The organism is Pradoshia sp. TA40_28 (assembly GCF_059694525.1).
Map to the genome: position 1 here is coordinate 105066 of NZ_JCATZO010000005.1, position 15823 is coordinate 120888.

General features: G+C 37.2%; 15 protein-coding genes. 1 reads left to right on the top strand and 14 read right to left on the bottom strand.

Features of this window, described 5'->3' with window-relative positions; translation table 11 throughout:
- Positions 1 to 378: 378 nt before the first annotated feature.
- The 4 genes from AC58NB_RS08330 to AC58NB_RS08345 form a co-directional block, all read right to left on the bottom strand.
- The gene (locus AC58NB_RS08330) at positions 379 to 867 is read right to left on the bottom strand and encodes a prolyl-tRNA synthetase associated domain-containing protein (RefSeq protein WP_497426366.1); all 489 of its coding nucleotides are present in this window, start codon (positions 865 to 867) and stop codon (positions 379 to 381) included.
- 145 nt (positions 868 to 1012) lie between these two features.
- Positions 1013 to 1579 carry a hypothetical protein gene (locus tag AC58NB_RS08335; protein ID WP_497426367.1) on the bottom strand — a complete coding sequence of 189 codons (567 nt, stop codon included), beginning with the start codon at positions 1577 to 1579 and terminating at the stop codon, positions 1013 to 1015.
- A 385-nt stretch (positions 1580 to 1964) separates the two neighbouring features.
- Positions 1965 to 2336 (bottom strand): helix-turn-helix domain-containing protein, encoded by a 372-nt coding sequence (locus tag AC58NB_RS08340; protein ID WP_497426368.1) that lies wholly within the window; start codon positions 2334 to 2336, stop codon positions 1965 to 1967.
- Between the two features lie 213 nt (positions 2337 to 2549).
- Complete coding sequence (locus AC58NB_RS08345; protein WP_497426369.1) at positions 2550 to 3431, bottom strand: NAD-dependent epimerase/dehydratase family protein; 882 nt, start codon at positions 3429 to 3431, stop codon at positions 2550 to 2552.
- Positions 3432 to 3907: 476 nt separating this feature from the next.
- Between AC58NB_RS08345 and AC58NB_RS08350 the strand changes: the two genes are divergently transcribed.
- Positions 3908 to 4804: a sulfurtransferase gene (locus tag AC58NB_RS08350; RefSeq protein WP_497426370.1), complete on the top strand. Its 897-nt coding sequence runs from the start codon at positions 3908 to 3910 to the stop codon at positions 4802 to 4804.
- A gap of 153 nt (positions 4805 to 4957) precedes the next feature.
- On the opposite strand, the gene AC58NB_RS08355 is transcribed toward AC58NB_RS08350, so the two are convergent.
- The 10 genes from AC58NB_RS08355 to AC58NB_RS08400 all read right to left on the bottom strand — a co-directional run bounded on the left by AC58NB_RS08355 (position 4958) and on the right by AC58NB_RS08400 (position 15762).
- Positions 4958 to 6112 carry a thiolase family protein gene (locus AC58NB_RS08355; RefSeq protein WP_497426371.1) on the bottom strand — a complete coding sequence of 385 codons (1155 nt, stop codon included), beginning with the start codon at positions 6110 to 6112 and terminating at the stop codon, positions 4958 to 4960.
- A gap of 79 nt (positions 6113 to 6191) precedes the next feature.
- Positions 6192 to 6644: a hypothetical protein gene (locus tag AC58NB_RS08360; protein ID WP_497426372.1), complete on the bottom strand. Its 453-nt coding sequence runs from the start codon at positions 6642 to 6644 to the stop codon at positions 6192 to 6194.
- A 374-nt stretch (positions 6645 to 7018) separates the two neighbouring features.
- On the bottom strand, positions 7019 to 7474 hold the full coding sequence (hutP, locus tag AC58NB_RS08365) for a histidine utilization transcription antiterminator HutP (RefSeq protein WP_497426373.1): 456 nt from the start codon (positions 7472 to 7474) through the stop codon (positions 7019 to 7021).
- An 857-nt stretch (positions 7475 to 8331) separates the two neighbouring features.
- Positions 8332 to 8712, bottom strand: coding sequence for a Replication termination protein (locus tag AC58NB_RS08370; protein WP_497426374.1), 381 nt, complete (start codon positions 8710 to 8712; stop codon positions 8332 to 8334).
- A gap of 250 nt (positions 8713 to 8962) precedes the next feature.
- Complete coding sequence (locus tag AC58NB_RS08375) at positions 8963 to 10711, bottom strand: glycoside hydrolase family 3 protein (protein ID WP_497426375.1); 1749 nt, start codon at positions 10709 to 10711, stop codon at positions 8963 to 8965.
- A gap of 18 nt (positions 10712 to 10729) precedes the next feature.
- Complete coding sequence (locus AC58NB_RS08380; RefSeq protein ID WP_497426376.1) at positions 10730 to 11572, bottom strand: HAD family hydrolase; 843 nt, start codon at positions 11570 to 11572, stop codon at positions 10730 to 10732.
- 76 nt (positions 11573 to 11648) lie between these two features.
- On the bottom strand, positions 11649 to 12695 hold the full coding sequence (gene uxuA / locus AC58NB_RS08385; protein ID WP_497426377.1) for a mannonate dehydratase: 1047 nt from the start codon (positions 12693 to 12695) through the stop codon (positions 11649 to 11651).
- Positions 12696 to 12715: 20 nt separating this feature from the next.
- Positions 12716 to 14134, bottom strand: coding sequence for a glucuronate isomerase (uxaC, locus tag AC58NB_RS08390; protein WP_497426378.1), 1419 nt, complete (start codon positions 14132 to 14134; stop codon positions 12716 to 12718).
- A gap of 33 nt (positions 14135 to 14167) precedes the next feature.
- Entirely contained in the window at positions 14168 to 14812 is a 645-nt protein-coding gene (locus tag AC58NB_RS08395; RefSeq protein ID WP_497426379.1) for a bifunctional 2-keto-4-hydroxyglutarate aldolase/2-keto-3-deoxy-6-phosphogluconate aldolase, read from the bottom strand.
- Positions 14813 to 14901: 89 nt separating this feature from the next.
- The gene (locus tag AC58NB_RS08400; RefSeq protein ID WP_490999741.1) at positions 14902 to 15762 is read right to left on the bottom strand and encodes an SDR family NAD(P)-dependent oxidoreductase; all 861 of its coding nucleotides are present in this window, start codon (positions 15760 to 15762) and stop codon (positions 14902 to 14904) included.
- Positions 15763 to 15823 lie beyond the last annotated feature (61 nt).

The following is a 15823-nucleotide window of genomic DNA, read 5'->3' on the forward strand; positions in this document are numbered from 1 at the left end:
ATACTCAATATGATATTCAGTTTCTTCTGGCATGCGCTCGATAATCGTTTTCATTATCGGTAGATTCGTTTCAAGCGCATGCTCTTCTCTCTTTCATATAGCGGGCTTATAAGCAGACTTAATCTGCTTAAGCTTACATTTCTTCCCTTGACTCTTTCATATAATCCCCTCTGCCTTTATAGCTGAGTATGGGATGTACTATCCAAGTTTATATGAGGGATAAATAGATAACTTCTAATCTATTTTACATCCGTACCACTACTGATTAACCCGCATGATTTTTCTCTTCTACCCACTATTCTAAATTTATTTAATTATTGTTGATTCTTTACTAGGACTCTCTTCTTTCAAAAGCATTCATTTGATTGGTTGGCTTGATTACAGTTCAACAATCGTGTACTCATACCCAATTGAAGTTATAAATTTGTACATATCCTCTATAGAAATAAAGATAGTTTTCGTATTGTCATTAGGGTGAAAACTTATTAATCGTTCTGAGAGCATCTCTTTATCGAGATAAACTTTTATATCGCGTTCCTCATTATTTAGCAATCCAAAAATAGAAACACTACCAGGAGATAAAGACATTTTTGTCATTAATCTTTGAGGCGAAGCAAAGCTTATACGTTTTTCATTAAGAATTTCTGCAAGATGTTCCATATCAAGACGCTTTGCACCATCCATAATGACTAAATAATACGCATTCTTTTTTTGGTTGGTAAGAAAAAGTGTTTTAGTCCGTACACCTTCTTTCCCAACTATATAGGCGTCTGCTTCTTCTGTTGTCAAAACAGGAGGGTGTTCTACAATTTCAAAGGAAATCTTCATTTTATTTAAGGAGTTATATACTGTTTGATATTGTTCCATCGAGATAAAACCTCCAACTATTCATAGATATCTCTGAAAATTATTATTTTACAAAAATATTTTATCATAAAATACAATATCGACAGTACCTATCCCATATGAAAGTAAAACAAAGTCCATCCTCCATTAGTTAAAATGCGTTCCTTTACAAAGATGTCGGCCCCTGCATTTCAAAAGAAATTTCACGATACGTTCCAAATAACACAAACAGCACATTCTCTATTTTAATACTTCTTATGTTGGAAGAGCAGAGTTCAAAAAAAGCCACCTGTGCAGGGCAGCCACTTCTTCTCTTATTTTCCATATGCAATTTACGAGTAACCGAAATGATTCTTTCTTTAGGTATATCCGGATATTTTTCTTTGATTAACTTAACACAATCAACCCAATGCATTTCTGTTTTTAACAGTGATTCGATTTCACTTTTGACCACTAGATCTATTTGATACAGTTCATTATCACTTTCATCTACGTTATCCTCGCCTTTATCAAACTTATCAAACAGTAAAGAAGAAGCAAAATGTATAAATGCAATAAGGATTGTTACAGTCATTGATAGGTCAATCACTGTTAAAAAGGAATCGAGTCCAATAATAACTATGTACGTACCAACAAAAGTTATGGTACTCGCAATTAGTTTATTCACAAAGATATCTTTATAAATGTCCGTTACGGCATGAAGAAAGCTATCAATAAAAGTCCCCACTCCCATATCTATAAGACACAATAGAAAAAGAAACAGAATCAAATGGAAAAAATTCCCGTAATGCTGACCCGTAAAGTGAATAATCAAAGCATAAATAGTCATAAGAGGTAGAAACATTAACAGTACTATTGTTAAAAATAAAGGTATAGCAAGAAAAAGATTCTTCACGAGTCTGTTCTCCATTCTCCATTCTCCATAGCTATTTCTTCCCTGTATATAATGATTTGTTTTTAAATTATAGTTGTAATTAGATCAATTCTACAAAAGGGTGTTGGTAAATTCTAAATTTTCAAACATGGGCTTATATTTTGCATCGAGAAATGATTTCGTGGGTAAGGTTACGTTTCGATGCAAAATACGAGCAGCTTAATATGGTTGCAAATTAATGAAATCACTGATTTTTATTTAAAGGATGGGTATGAGTTTGATACTCCAGCCATTCCAATATCTCCTTCTTTAAAAAGCGATGCTCACCAGCAATCATTGCATAAGGAATAAATTGATAGGTATCAAAACTGTCTTCCCCAATACCAGCTCTTTCCACATCATCTTTTTCTATGATTTCCTCTAATTTTTCTTTATCAATAGATAGGTAGTCCGCTAATTCGTCTATTGTAAAAACTTCACCTGTAGTTACAGTAGCAGCTGTAGGACTATTACCAGTAGCAGCCGATGGGGCAACTGACAAATATGACCCAATAATAATCGCTATTGCGATGATAGCCCCTCCAATTATGAAGGAATATTTACCGTTGTTATTCATTATTTTCCCCTTTCTCCTTTCTCCAGTCATCATCCACTCTAACCAACTTAAATGTTAACTAGAGAATACTTTTCAAACAGTAAGTGAATCTAAAATTCGTTTGCCTTACTTGATCTACTTCTTCAGTGGACTTGATGTTAAACAATTACTTTAGGTAAAGTTCTAATAGGAATCCAAGTTAGACCAAATAGCCCCACAACAAAAGAACAATAATCACATTTTACTGATGGCTAAATTACTTAGATTGGTCATTGTTTCTTCAAAAGTTCTAATAGGTTTGTATCCTAAGGCTTTAATTTTATCGTTTGAATAGATGGGACATTCTGCTTGACGATTTGGAACTTGATATTCTTTTCCTAAGGTCCTTATCAATTTTAATCTAAAATTTTGTTCTGGAAAGTTTCCATCAATTGCATGATATACTTCACCAGATGTCCCTATTGAACAAACTAAATGAATCATCTCAGCCAAGTTATCTGCGTGTATCCAAGGTACGTAATCATTAGGATGTACCCAAGTCACTTTTTGCGTATTTAACATCCTCATAATTTGTCGATCTCCCCAATACGAGTTTTCCTCTGCGCAAATAGCACCTGGTCTTAGAATTAATAAATCGAGTCCCATTTCCTTGTAACGATTTAATATCCTTTCAGATTGGACCTTCGTTTCTATGTAGATGTTTTCGTGATTTTCAACCATTGTACTAGTTTCATCATAAAATCCGTCTTTAGGTTCACCATAAACAGACAATGTTGAAATATGGATAAATTTTTTAATCCCTAACTCGTAGGAAATGCTTGCTATGTTTTCTACGCCTATAACATTTGAGTTTATGGCTTCCTCGTAGTCATCTCCTAAATAGGCTGCACAATGGATTACTATATCAACATCTTGTAGTGCGCTATAAAGAGAGCTTCTATTTAATAAATCACCTTGAATGATTTGTAATCCTAATCCTTGTAGTGCATGTGAATCTTTTTCATTCCTTACTAATCCCATAATCGATGCATTCTCATTCAAAAACTTTCTCGCTACCCGTCCTCCTAATGTTCCAGTTATCCCTGTAATTAAAATTGTGGTACCTAACTCTCCCATAATGATCACTCCTAATATAGTTAAATAACTCCTTATACTTGCTCCACACACAAAGGCCAATTATATTTTTCTAATGGCATTGGACGCATTACTTTATTGAGCTTCTTGTATCCACCTGCATCTCCCACTAAATAGAAATTCAACATAACAAGACATTAATCCTTCATAGATCAATTGCCTTCGATAGTACATTTAACAGCATAAGAGTAAATAACTTTTAATAGAAAATCGGACTAATTCATTTTCGATTCTGTGTAATCCTATTAAGTGACAATCATGTATATATCCTCTTCACGAATTAATCCCAGTACAATTTATGCTATTTGAAGAGTTTAGGATATAAGCTTTACTAAAATGAAGATCAATCCATTGCAAATAAGATCTAAAAAACTGTATAGATAATAAAAAGCTAATTCATAGTATTTTTATAGAAATTATTATATATTTAATTAATCACCTTTTATAGGAGGATTGACATGCAAACTATACCTATTATTGTTTCTACCGATTGGTTATCAAGCAGACTTAATGATCCCAAATTGAGATTAATAGACGCTACCACACTGATGAAACCGCTAGATGATGGCAGTACCACGCTTTCATCAGGTAAGGAATCCTATGAACATGGACATATTCCTGGAGCGGTTTATGCAGATTTAATAAATGAATTGTCGGATCCCGCTTCTGATTTACCGTTCACTGTTCCTGATCGAGATTATTTTATTGAGAAGATTTCAGAATTAGGAATTGGAAATGAGGATACATACACCGTAATTTATGATCGAGGAGCGGTTGTTGGAGCTCCATTCTTCGCTCCGTACTGGGCTTCCCGATTAAGATGGCAGCTTAAATATGAAGGGCTGGATAATATCGCGGTTTTAGATGGTGGGTTGCCAAAATGGATCGAAGAAGGCCGAACAATTTCAACCGAAAAAGCATCCTATCCGAGAGCTTCGTTTACAGGTAACAGAAGAGATGATTTATTGGTAACGATGGAAGAAGTTTTGAAATCAATGAATGATGATTCCGTCATACTAATCAACAGTCTGTCTCCTGAAGATTTTCGCGGCGAAACCAACAGCTATCCGAGAAAAGGCCATATACCAGGCAGTGCTAATGTATTCTTTGGCTGCCATACGGATTCAGCATCCAAAAATATTCTCACAGATGAAGAATTGAAGGGAAACTTTGCAGATACTGGCGTCTTCGATTCCGATAAAAAAGTAATCACCTATTGCGGAGGCGGAATAGCAGCTACTTGGAATGCATTGATACTTGAAAAGCTAGGTGTGCAAAATGTTGCAGTATATGACGGTTCCATGAACGAATGGGCATCTAAACCTGATTTACCTTTAATCACAGGGAGCAAATGATGATTACTAAAAAAGAGTAGAGACCTGTAGTGCCAAGATACGGTCTTTACTCTTTTTTATTTAAACGATTGATAACAAGAACTCTTACTGCCTTACTGGTTTTCTTTGACTCATTTTCTGTATTTATAAGAACAAGTTAAGATATAGGAACGGTTATTCTATCATTCTTTCAATAATAGTAGCGTTCGCCATCCCTGCTCCCTCACAAATAGCCTGCAAACCATACCTACCTTCTATCCGTTCTAATTCATGCATTAACGTGATCATAACTCGAGCTCCGCTGGCTCCTAATGGATGGCCAAGTGCAATGGCTCCTCCATTAACATTTAATTTTTCCGGATCAGCCTCCAGTTCCTCCATCCAGCATAAAGGAACAGGTGCAAAGGCCTCATTAACTTCATATAAGTCCATATCATCAATGTTTAATCCCGCTTTTTTTAATACCATTCGTGATGCTTCAATCGGGCCTGTAAGCATTAAGGTAGGATCAGAACCTACAACCGTTCTCGAAATTATTTTAAAGCGTGGTTTTAACCCCAACTCGGTTGCTTTTTCTTTTGACATAATAAGGATCGCTGCAGCACCATCGCTCATTTGGCTGGCGTTACCCGCATGAATGACTCCATTTTCTTTAAATACAGTTGGAAGAACTGCCAATTTCTCCATTGAAGATTCATGACGAGGACCCTCATCTTGGGTAACTGTTATTTTGGTGCCATCTTCCCTAACTACTTCTACTGGCATAATTTCACGATTAAACCGACCTTCATTCTGTGCTCGGATTGCCTTTTGATGACTTTTAATTGAAAATTCATCCAACTGTGTTCGACTGAATCCCCATTTTTCTGCTATTCTCTCTGCAGATACTCCCTGATTAATTAGTTCATAGCGGGATGATAGTTCTTCGCTTGGACCTGATTGTAATTGATTGGAACCCATTGGAACTCGTGACATACTTTCAACTCCACCTGCTATAACAATATCCATATCGCCACTTAATATGGCCTGCGCTGCAAAATGGACCGCCTGCTGACTTGAACCGCATTGACGATCAATTGTTGTCGCTGGTACATGAATTGGGAAATCTGCCATTAACACAGCTGACCGGCCTATATTAACCGCTTGTTCTTCAACCTGAGAAACGCAGCCAATAATAACGTCTTCTACTAAACTACTTGAAATGCCAGCTTTCTGAACAAGATTACGCAAAACATCTGCAAGTAAATCATCCGGTCGTACTGTGCTAAACACTCCTTTTCTTTTCCCAACAGGAGTTCTGACTGCTTCTACAATAACTGCTTCTCTCATTTGAAGTTCCCCCTTGAATTCCGAAATTTCAATTCTTCTTTATGGATGGTTATATAAGTAAATTAATAAATATTGCTAACTACTTTTTTGCTATGTAATAAAATACACCTGCTTCTTCATTCATGATAGGTGTATTAACGCCTTCTACTGTATTTATAGTAATAGATTGATCATTTGGGATCCCTGCATAAATAATATATGTATCGTTAGCTTTACTTTCAAATTCCCAAGAAACTAAGGAAACTTTATTTAAATAGGTAAAAGCACTGGATCGAAACCAAGTATACATATGATCTTTCTTTGCGAGATTTGCGACACTGATTGTGTTCGAACCAGATAAAAATACAATGAAGCTTTCATCATCTACAACTAATTCGTCAATAATATCAATATCCCTTTCTATTATTTCCTCTTCTTTTATCCCTGCCTCTACTGCTTCGTTTTTAGTGTTATACCATTTTACACTGTCATGACTGTTACAAGCTGATAGGATAATCGTATTCAGAATCAATAGTAGTATAAGTTTTTTCATCGGATTTGCCTTTTCCTTTAAATTACTTCTTTTCGATACGAAGCTGCCATCTAATCTTTTATAATTAAATGTATTTGGTTTAAGATACCTGTTATGTTTAGCAAAAGTGAAGAGCACTTAAATACTCGTCTTGCAATACTTTTAGAGTTTTCATCTATGTACTAAATGTCTTATGAAATCACTCCTCTTGTACTTTTCAACAACAGGCTTCGTAATTCCTTTAAATTTCCTCATATCCTAAAGTAAATTGTTTTTTGGGTTATTTAGTAAGTATTCAGTTAACAAATGGTGTTACCTTATCAATAAATGAAAAGAGGACTCCATCAAGTAACCTTGATAAAGCCCTCTATATTTACTTAACAGCAGACCTTCATTTACAAATGATTAAAGCCAAGTCCTAGTGTTTCCTGTTCTATCCCTTTTTCAGTGGAGTCTGATCGTCCATAAATACAGACACCAATCCAATCGTTACCCTCTTTTATTTTTTTATTTTTACCTCTTACTACGCTGAAGGTCAAATTGACTTTTTCGAGAAAATCACCAACCTGAATAGTCCCTCTGCCAACCCCCTGTATGGCCTCTAAAATAGTATGATAAAGCGTATTCCGTTCACTGTAAGATTCCGAATCAATAATCCCATTTGTCTTGGCACTTTCTTCAATAACAGAGGTCACTTTATTTAAATCGATTGATCCTACACTTCCAACCAGATACCTGCAATTCTCCTTGCTTAATTGGTTTTTTATCATTTCTCCCGCTTCATTATTATGTAAGAGGACCAGTAATGAAGTTAACTTGCCTATAGTGAAATCATGCTCCTGAATAATCATTGTTAGCACCCCTTAAATTATTTACAAAAGCTTAATTAGAGTTCGAAATTCCAAATAACGTTTTTACCGTTAGGGTTTGGGTATAGTGGGATATCCGCTTTTGATCTATCTATGCCCCGATATGGGCTCAGCAATAGATGGGCATAGCCGCATTACCTTGGCTTTCACCCGCCTTGGACACAGCTATGACCCGGTATAGGCCGACCATAGCCAAGGTATAGCCTCTTTTCCTGGACTTTGACCTGCCTTTGACCCAGCTAGGCCCAGGTATAGGCCGACCATAGCCAGGGCATAGCCTCTTTCACCGGGCTTTCACCTGCCTTTGACACAGCAATGACCCGGTATAGGCCGACCATAGCCAGGGCATAGTCTCTTTTCCCGGGCTTTCACCCGGCTTTGACCTAGCTATGACCCGGTATAGGCCGACCATAGCCAGGGTATAGCCTCTTTCACCGGGCTTTCACCTGCCTTTGACACACCTTTGACCTAGCTATGCACTGGGTATAGATGGGTCATAGCTGCTTATTAAATAGATTCCCTATCTCCTTATAATTTGTTAGAATCCCTGCAATGGACTTATTCTATCCAATATTTATATATTTATTTTGATATTTCCTCATTTATGATTACAAAATTAGTTTAGGAAAAGCTTTCTTACGATCATTAATTTCATATGAGAAGATAAAATAAAATGCTTGCTTGCCTTTTAATAATATCAAATCTAAAACAAAAAAAGCTTGGATATCCAAGCTTTCATCTGATGATTTTACGTTCATTTTCTATAGCAAAACAGACCAATTCGCTATGCAAATCAGTCTGCCATCATCTATAACCTAGTTTTGTTCGTTTTTCTTCTGTTATATTTTCTTAACAGGGCCAAAATGGTCTTCTAATGCTACCTGTAAGATTCCAATGGAACGTTCCAATTCCGTTTTCATTAACTTGCGGTAAATTTCTAATTCTTCTTTCCCTTTGTCCGTTAAATAATATATAAAAACTTCTTGAACATTTGCTTGCGGATCACCAAGGATTTCGGTTCTCTTTTTAACAAATCCTGCTTTGTATAATTCTTTATAGGTTTTATATATTTCCGTATGTGTCGGTGAATAACCATATGGTTTAAATTTTTCTCTCAAATCATTTAGAACCATTGATCCATAGTCTCTTGGATGAGAAGCAATCTCCAGTAGATATAGCTTTAAAAATGCTTTTTGTTTTAATAAGAACCCTCTGTTCATTCCACTCACCTCTTACATGACATCTCTTTTATTCTTATAGTATCAAATTTTTTCCTTCTTGGATGGTTTTGTGACTTTTTCTTGGTGGCTGGGGGTTTTAAAAATCACCATGAAGATTTGGAACATAGTTTGAATAATTCTTATCTGAGGTTTGTAGGCAGTTTAAGGTTGAAATTCCTTCGGTTTTTTTGGGGTTATTTACAAAAAAAGCGCGAATCTTTGATGATTCGCGCTTTTTAGCTAAACTATATTAAAGTCTTGTATCCCATTTATTGCACCAAACGTTTTCATTTGGTGTGCCGTGGAATTCAGATTCACCCATGATTTTGTCAATTACGGCTTTGATGGTGATTTCAGTATCTTTGTATGCATTAATATAACATTTTACCATTGGTACATCAGTTAAATGTGTTGTGAAGTTCAATGACACGAATACGGTTGGTACTTCATGTACGTACCAAGGAATCTCGTTTGCCATAGCTGTTTTCCATCTAATGCGGTAGTTGTTTTCCGCACCATAACCAATGACATTAGCAAATACTAGTGCTGCATCTACTTCTTCACGGTATTTTAATGTAGGGCCTTTAACACGAGTGTCACCTTCATTAACTGTTACTTCAAAGCCTCTGCTTTCAAGCTCTTTCACAATATAGTTAAGAGTTTTATCATCGCCTTCATAAATGCCGCCTTTTTCACCTTCTAAGAAATATAGGCGAATGCGTTTATGTGTTTCTGGGCGAATTGGCAGTTGATCCAATGTGTTTTTAACAAGCGTAATCCCTTTATCAGCAGCTTGTTTAGCACGCTCGATATGATCTTCACAGCCAATTATTTTTAAATCTTCTTCATTGCGGAAGATGGAACCGTCTTTTTGCGCTTTGTGCAAGCCAAGTGTCGCTTTAAAGCCTAAGATTCTTTCTAAAGCGTCCTGTAGACGTTCTTCTGTAATGATTCCGTTTTTGTAGCCATTTAACATGAAGTTGTAATCTTCATCAATATCGTTGAAGAATAAGAACATATCACAGCCAGCCGCAATAGATTGCGGTACATACTCTTCACGTCTCATCGCTGCTGTCATTCCAAGCATATGAGAGGCATCAGTCAAGACTAGACCGTTGAAGCCTAATTTACCTTTTAGGAGACCATTAATTAATTCTGGAGCTAAAGTAGCTGGCAGGATATCACGGTCTTCTAATTCCGGTACTAATGCTTTTTGGTATTCTGGCAAAGCAATATGACCGGCCATGATGGAATGAACACCATTTTCAATATGGTTACGGTAAACCTCACCGAAGGATTTTTCCCATTCATCAACAGATAATTCATTTACACCCATGACTAGGTGCTGATCACGTTCTTCTGTTCCATCACCAGGCCAGTGCTTAATACATACACCGACATTGCTTTCGGTTAACCCTTTAATGTAGGAGTTTGTGTGCTTAATAACGGGTTCAGCAGTTGTACCGTAAGCACGAGTATTTACGATTGTATTTCTCCAGTTTTTCAGGATATCAACACATGGGTCGAAGTTCCAGTTAACCCCAACCGCATGTGCTTCACGACCGCTTACATAACCTGCATCAAAGGATACTTGTTCATCACCGGAAGCTTCACACATAGCAGCTGATGCCACATATGTACCGTCGTTCACTGCACCATTACCGCCTGCATCACAGTTCGCTGCCACTAGTAATGGTATTTTGGAATCCTTTTGAAGTTCGTTAATCAGTGCTTGTACCTTATCTGAAGTTGCGCCCATATAACGAGCTCCACCAATATGGTATTTTTCAAGCAGCTCTTTATTTGTGAAACTATTTCCGCTGAATTTATCATCACCAAAGAAGAATAGGTTAATAAATAACTGGCCAATCTTCTCTTCAACCGTCATTTCAGAGATTGTGTCTTTAACCCATTTGATATCTTCATCAGAAAGATTATATGGCTTTGCTTTTAAATCAACCTTAGGCATTGGGATGTTTTTAGCAATTTTTTGGATCATCAGTAGTTCCTCCAAATCTTATTTCAAGTTATCGTTGAATTCCTTGATCAATTGTTCTTGGTATTCACCTGCAAAGCTGCCGTCTAGGAATTTCGCTAATGCTTCATCTCTAAAACGGTCCCAAGAGAATTTCTCTTTGCCAACCAGGATTGGGTAATAAAGAACACCATTTACCTCTGCAGCAGATAAATCTCCAGGAGCATCCCCGATCATCAATACATGAGTATTGTCATAACCAAATTTCTTCAATTGCTCAATGCAATATGCTTTCGTACCAGCTTCTTGACCAAGCATGACATCAACATGTACGTTTAGTTCATGTCTTGTCCATTCATCAAGTACAGCCGCACCATTCGCTGAAGAAACAATTGCTACATCAGCTACATTATTAGCAGCTTCCAGTCCAGCTTTCGCGCCTTCAACCGGCTTATCGTTACCCGCTAATTCTTCTTCAATCGTACGGTTAACGGCATGGCTCCACTCTAAAGCCTTCTTTAATTGCTCATCATTTGTTTCAGCGATTGCTCTTTCAAGTGATGGATTGGAAAGTTCGTTTGTTGTTTCTGCCCATTTTTTGAAGGAAGAGATATCTGGCATTTTAATGCCTTCTTTTTCTAATGCTTCAAAAGTAGCGACAACCCCTTTAAAACGGTTAATTCCTCTTGTTCTAGTGTAAAGATTGATATCATTCCATACTTTAAGGAAACGATCTTTAATGTGATGAAGCTCCCATACATCCACTGCACGCGGTCCAAATGCTTCTTCGTGTTTTACACCCATAGTATCCATTGCGCAACCATCGGAATCAACGCATACTAAAAAGTCTTTTGATTTAACAAATTCATTAATGTTGTCCTTCATTCCTGTACTCTCCTTCTATATTAATAAGCCGATACGAATTCTTAACGAGAAGATCCGCATCGACTTATTTTAATCATTAGCGATTATTTTTATTTACTGCTTCCCATAATCCAATTAGGTAAGTAGCACCTAATGCACGGTCATATAAACCGTAACCAGGCTTACCAGTTTCGCCCCAGATCATACGACCATGGTCAGGACGGATTGGTCCTTCGTAGTTGAAGTCTTTCATTGCTTTAATCACTTCATACATATCAACGGAACCATACTCGGATGGGTGAGCACTTTCTTCAAATGACATTCCGCCAGTTAATTTAACGTTGCGGGCATGTACAAAGTTTACGCGGTCTTTCTTACCAAAGTAACGAAGCATTTCAGGGAAATCGTTATTTGGGTGAGAACCAAGTGAACCGCTGCACATTGTTAAACCGTTATATGGGCTGTCATATAGGTTAACGAATCTTTCTAGGTTTTCTTTGTTTGTGATGATACGTGGTAATCCAAAGATATCAAACGGAGGATCATCTGGGTGGATTGCCATTTTTACGCCAGCTTCTTCTGCAACTGGAATGATTTCTTTAATGAAATACTCAAGGTTTTCCCAAAGTTTTTCATGATCAACATTTTTATAGTGATCAAATAATTGTTGAAGGTCTTCTTTTTTATAGCTGGAATCCCAACCTGGTAAAGAAAGTTCACCAGTTAATGGATCCATTTTCTTAGCTACTTCTTCTTCGAAGATAAGTGCTGTAGAACCATCTGGAAGACGGTATTCTAAATCTGTACGTGTCCAGTCAAAGATTGGCATGAAGTTGTAGCAAACAACAGGGATGCCAGCTTTACCAAGGTTACGTATAGTTGTTTTGTAGTTCTCGATATATTTGTCACGAGTTGGCAAACCAATTTTGATATCTTCATGAACCGGTACACTCTCGATAACAGAGATGTGCATACCAGCATCTTCTACAGTTTTCTTTAATTCTTCGATTTTATCCATCGGCCAAGCTTCACCAACCGGGATATCATAAATAGCTGTTACAATTCCTTTCATACCTGGAATTTGACGGATGTATTCTAAAGGAATACTATCAGTTTTTCCATACCAACGAAAACTCATTTCCATAATTAAATTGCCTCCCTTTATTATTGAACTTCAATAGTGAAGTAGTTTTTAGCGTTGTTATAACAAATGTTTTCAATTAAGTTTTGCAGCAATGCTGGATCATTCGGAACCTCGCCAGATTCTACCCATGTACCAATTAAGTTACATAGAATGCGGCGGAAGTATTCATGTCTGCTATAGGAGATAAAGCTGCGTGAATCTGTCAGCATCCCTACAAAGTGACTTAATAATCCTTGATCAGCTAGAGCTGTCATTTGACGAATCATGCCTGGTTTAGTGTCATTGAACCACCAGCCAGAACCAAATTGGATTTTACCTGCGATTCCTTCTTCATTTGTTTGGAAGTTTTGAATCGTTGTACCAATCAGTTCGTTATAAACAGGATTCAAATTATACACAATTGTTCTAGGCAGAGAATCTCTGATTTCTAACGCATTTAGCAGCGCATTTAATGGTGCGGCTACTTCGCCTTGATCGCTGATGGAGTCAAAGCCTGCATCAGGTCCTAATTTTTTGAACATTTTAGTGTTGTTATTGCGTATTGCACCAAAGTGAAGCTGCATTGCCCAGCCTCTTTCTGTGTAGGCCTTAGAAAGAGCAATTAAGATGGCTGTCTTGAATTTATTTTCATCCTCTAGGCTTACAGCTTTACCACTGCGCCCAGATTGATAAATTCCATCCAATTCGGTTTCATCGAATTCAGCAAATGGAACCTCAGATAGACCATGGTCAGAAATTCTGCAGCCTTTTTCGTGGAAATATTGAACTCGATCTAATAGAGCCGCAATATAATCCTCATAAGTTGCTAATGATTTATCAGCTACCTTTTCAAGTGTCTCCACGAATGGAACGAATGTAGCTTTATTGATTTCCAAGCCTTTGTCAGGTCGGAATGAAGGAAGAACCTTCACTGGGAAATCAGACAATTCAGCGATTTGCGCATGATACTGAAGATCATCCGTCGGATCATCTGTCGTGCCAATTACTTTTACATTTGAGCGTTTGATAAGTTCGCGAACAGAAAAATCATCTTGCTGCAACAATTCATTGCAACGGTTCCAAATGCTTTCCCATGTATGTTCGTTTAATAATTCTTCAATACCGAAGTAGTTTTTTAACTCGATATGAGTCCAGTGATACAAAGCGTTTCCAACTGTATATGGAACTGTTTTAGCCCAAGCCTCAAACTTCTCCTTCGGATCTGCATCACCAGTAATATACTTTTCAGCAACACCATTTGCTCTCATTGCTCTCCATTTATAATGGTCACCTTCGAGCCATAGTTCAGTTATATTTTTAAATTTACGATTTTCTGCAATATCCTTTGGGGATAAATGGCAGTGGTAATCATAAATCGGCATATTCTTAGCGTATTCATGATATAACTTCACAGCTGTTTCATTTTGCAATATAAAGTTTTCATGTATAAATGAACTCATCCACTTTACCCTCCTTTATGTAGCAGGCCTAGATTATTTATTTTGAAGAGTTGCTAAATGATCCATAAACTCTCTAGCTACTGCTTGAACAGAGCTGTAATCACCATCTTTAACGTTCTTCGTTAAAGCACTTCCGATACCTACTGCGAATGCTCCTACTTCGATCCAGTCAGCTAGGTTATCCTTGCTTACACCGCCAGAAGGCATCATTTGAACATGTGGTAGTGGTCCGTGTACATCTTTTATGAAGGATTTGCCAAGAAGGCTTCCAGGGAACATTTTGATAACATCAGAACCGTATGTAACAGCCTCCATTACTTCTGTTACGGATCCGCAACCTGGTAAGTAAGGAACACAGTAGCGATTACACATCAAAGAAATGTTCTTATCGAAATGAGGGCTTACGATATAACGCGCACCCTTCATAATTGCTAAACGAGCAGTTGCTTCATCCAATACAGTTCCTGCACCGATGATCATGTTTTCATCATTTAAGCTCGCAAGTTCAGCAATAACATCTCCTGCATCAGGTGTTGTAAATGTAATTTCTAAAGAACGAATACCGCCTGCATATGCTTGTTTAGCAATTTCGACAGCTTCTTCTTTTGTTTTTCCGCGAACAACCGCTACAACATAGCCTTTGCGCATTTCATTTAATACTTCAAATTTTGGTAACATATCTATTCACTCTCCAGTTCTCGAGTCTGATATCAACAAAACAAATAGCGATAGTTAATCGCTATTTGTTTGCTATTTTTTAGAACAAATTAAACACCAGAATATGCAGAGAACGCACCATCAACTGGGATGATTACGCCATTAACAAAGCTGGATGCTTCATGGCTTGCAAGGTATAACATTGTTCCAACAAGTTCATCTGCTTCCCCAAAACGATCCATTGGCGTATTGCGAAGAATTTTTTCAGAACGCTCTGTGTAAGAACCATCTTCGTTTTTCAACAATTTTTCGTTTTGTGCTGTAACAAAGAATCCAGGTGCAATCGCATTTACACGAATTCCCACTTTGGACATATGAACAGCTAACCATTGTGTAAAGTTACTTACTGCAGCTTTCGCACCACTGTAAGCAGGAATTTTTGTTAATGGTGTGTATGCATTCATAGAAGATACATTGATGATTGTTGCACCTTTACGATTTACCATATCACTTGCAAATTCTTGAGATGGTAAAAGAGTACCTAAGAAATTCAAGTTGAAGACGAATTGAACTCCTTCTGGATCTAAATCGAAGAAAGTGATTGTATCTTTCAATTGACCATTCAAATCTTCTGGGAATAAATATTCTTTAGTAGTAGTTCCAAGTGGATGGTTACCACCAGCACCGTTGATTAAAATATCGCAAAGACCTAATTTTTCTTTTACAACTGCGTGTGCAGCTTTTAGGCTTTCTTTGTCTAATACGTTTGCTTCAACGCCGATAGCATTTCCACCTTTTTGGCGAACTTCTTCAGCTTTCTTTTCAGCAGCTTCTAAAGCTCGGTCTAGAATCGCAACTTTTGCTCCACATGCAGCCAAAGCATCAACAAAAGCTCCGCAAAGGATTCCAGCTCCGCCTGTAACAACTGCAACTTTATCTGTTAAATCAACTTTAAAAGGTAAAGTAGTCATTTTTGTCATACCTCCAAATATTTGCATTGAATTTTGAAAAACACTATGTATACGTGTTATT

Coding starts and splice junctions, on each gene's coding strand:
- AC58NB_RS08330 (WP_497426366.1), bottom strand. CDS start 867: ATGGAACAATATCAAACAGTATATAACTCCTTAAATAAAATGAAGATT.
- AC58NB_RS08335 (WP_497426367.1), bottom strand. CDS start 1,579: ATGGGAGTGGGGACTTTTATTGATAGCTTTCTTCATGCCGTAACGGAC.
- AC58NB_RS08340 (WP_497426368.1), bottom strand. CDS start 2,336: ATGAATAACAACGGTAAATATTCCTTCATAATTGGAGGGGCTATCATC.
- AC58NB_RS08345 (WP_497426369.1), bottom strand. CDS start 3,431: ATGGGAGAGTTAGGTACCACAATTTTAATTACAGGGATAACTGGAACA.
- AC58NB_RS08350 (WP_497426370.1), top strand. CDS start 3,908: ATGCAAACTATACCTATTATTGTTTCTACCGATTGGTTATCAAGCAGA.
- AC58NB_RS08355 (WP_497426371.1), bottom strand. CDS start 6,112: ATGAGAGAAGCAGTTATTGTAGAAGCAGTCAGAACTCCTGTTGGGAAA.
- AC58NB_RS08360 (WP_497426372.1), bottom strand. CDS start 6,644: ATGAAAAAACTTATACTACTATTGATTCTGAATACGATTATCCTATCA.
- hutP (WP_497426373.1), bottom strand. CDS start 7,474: ATGATTATTCAGGAGCATGATTTCACTATAGGCAAGTTAACTTCATTA.
- AC58NB_RS08370 (WP_497426374.1), bottom strand. CDS start 8,712: ATGAACAGAGGGTTCTTATTAAAACAAAAAGCATTTTTAAAGCTATAT.
- AC58NB_RS08375 (WP_497426375.1), bottom strand. CDS start 10,711: ATGATCCAAAAAATTGCTAAAAACATCCCAATGCCTAAGGTTGATTTA.
- AC58NB_RS08380 (WP_497426376.1), bottom strand. CDS start 11,572: ATGAAGGACAACATTAATGAATTTGTTAAATCAAAAGACTTTTTAGTA.
- uxuA (WP_497426377.1), bottom strand. CDS start 12,695: ATGGAAATGAGTTTTCGTTGGTATGGAAAAACTGATAGTATTCCTTTA.
- uxaC (WP_497426378.1), bottom strand. CDS start 14,134: ATGAGTTCATTTATACATGAAAACTTTATATTGCAAAATGAAACAGCT.
- AC58NB_RS08395 (WP_497426379.1), bottom strand. CDS start 14,812: ATGTTACCAAAATTTGAAGTATTAAATGAAATGCGCAAAGGCTATGTT.
- AC58NB_RS08400 (WP_490999741.1), bottom strand. CDS start 15,762: ATGACTACTTTACCTTTTAAAGTTGATTTAACAGATAAAGTTGCAGTT.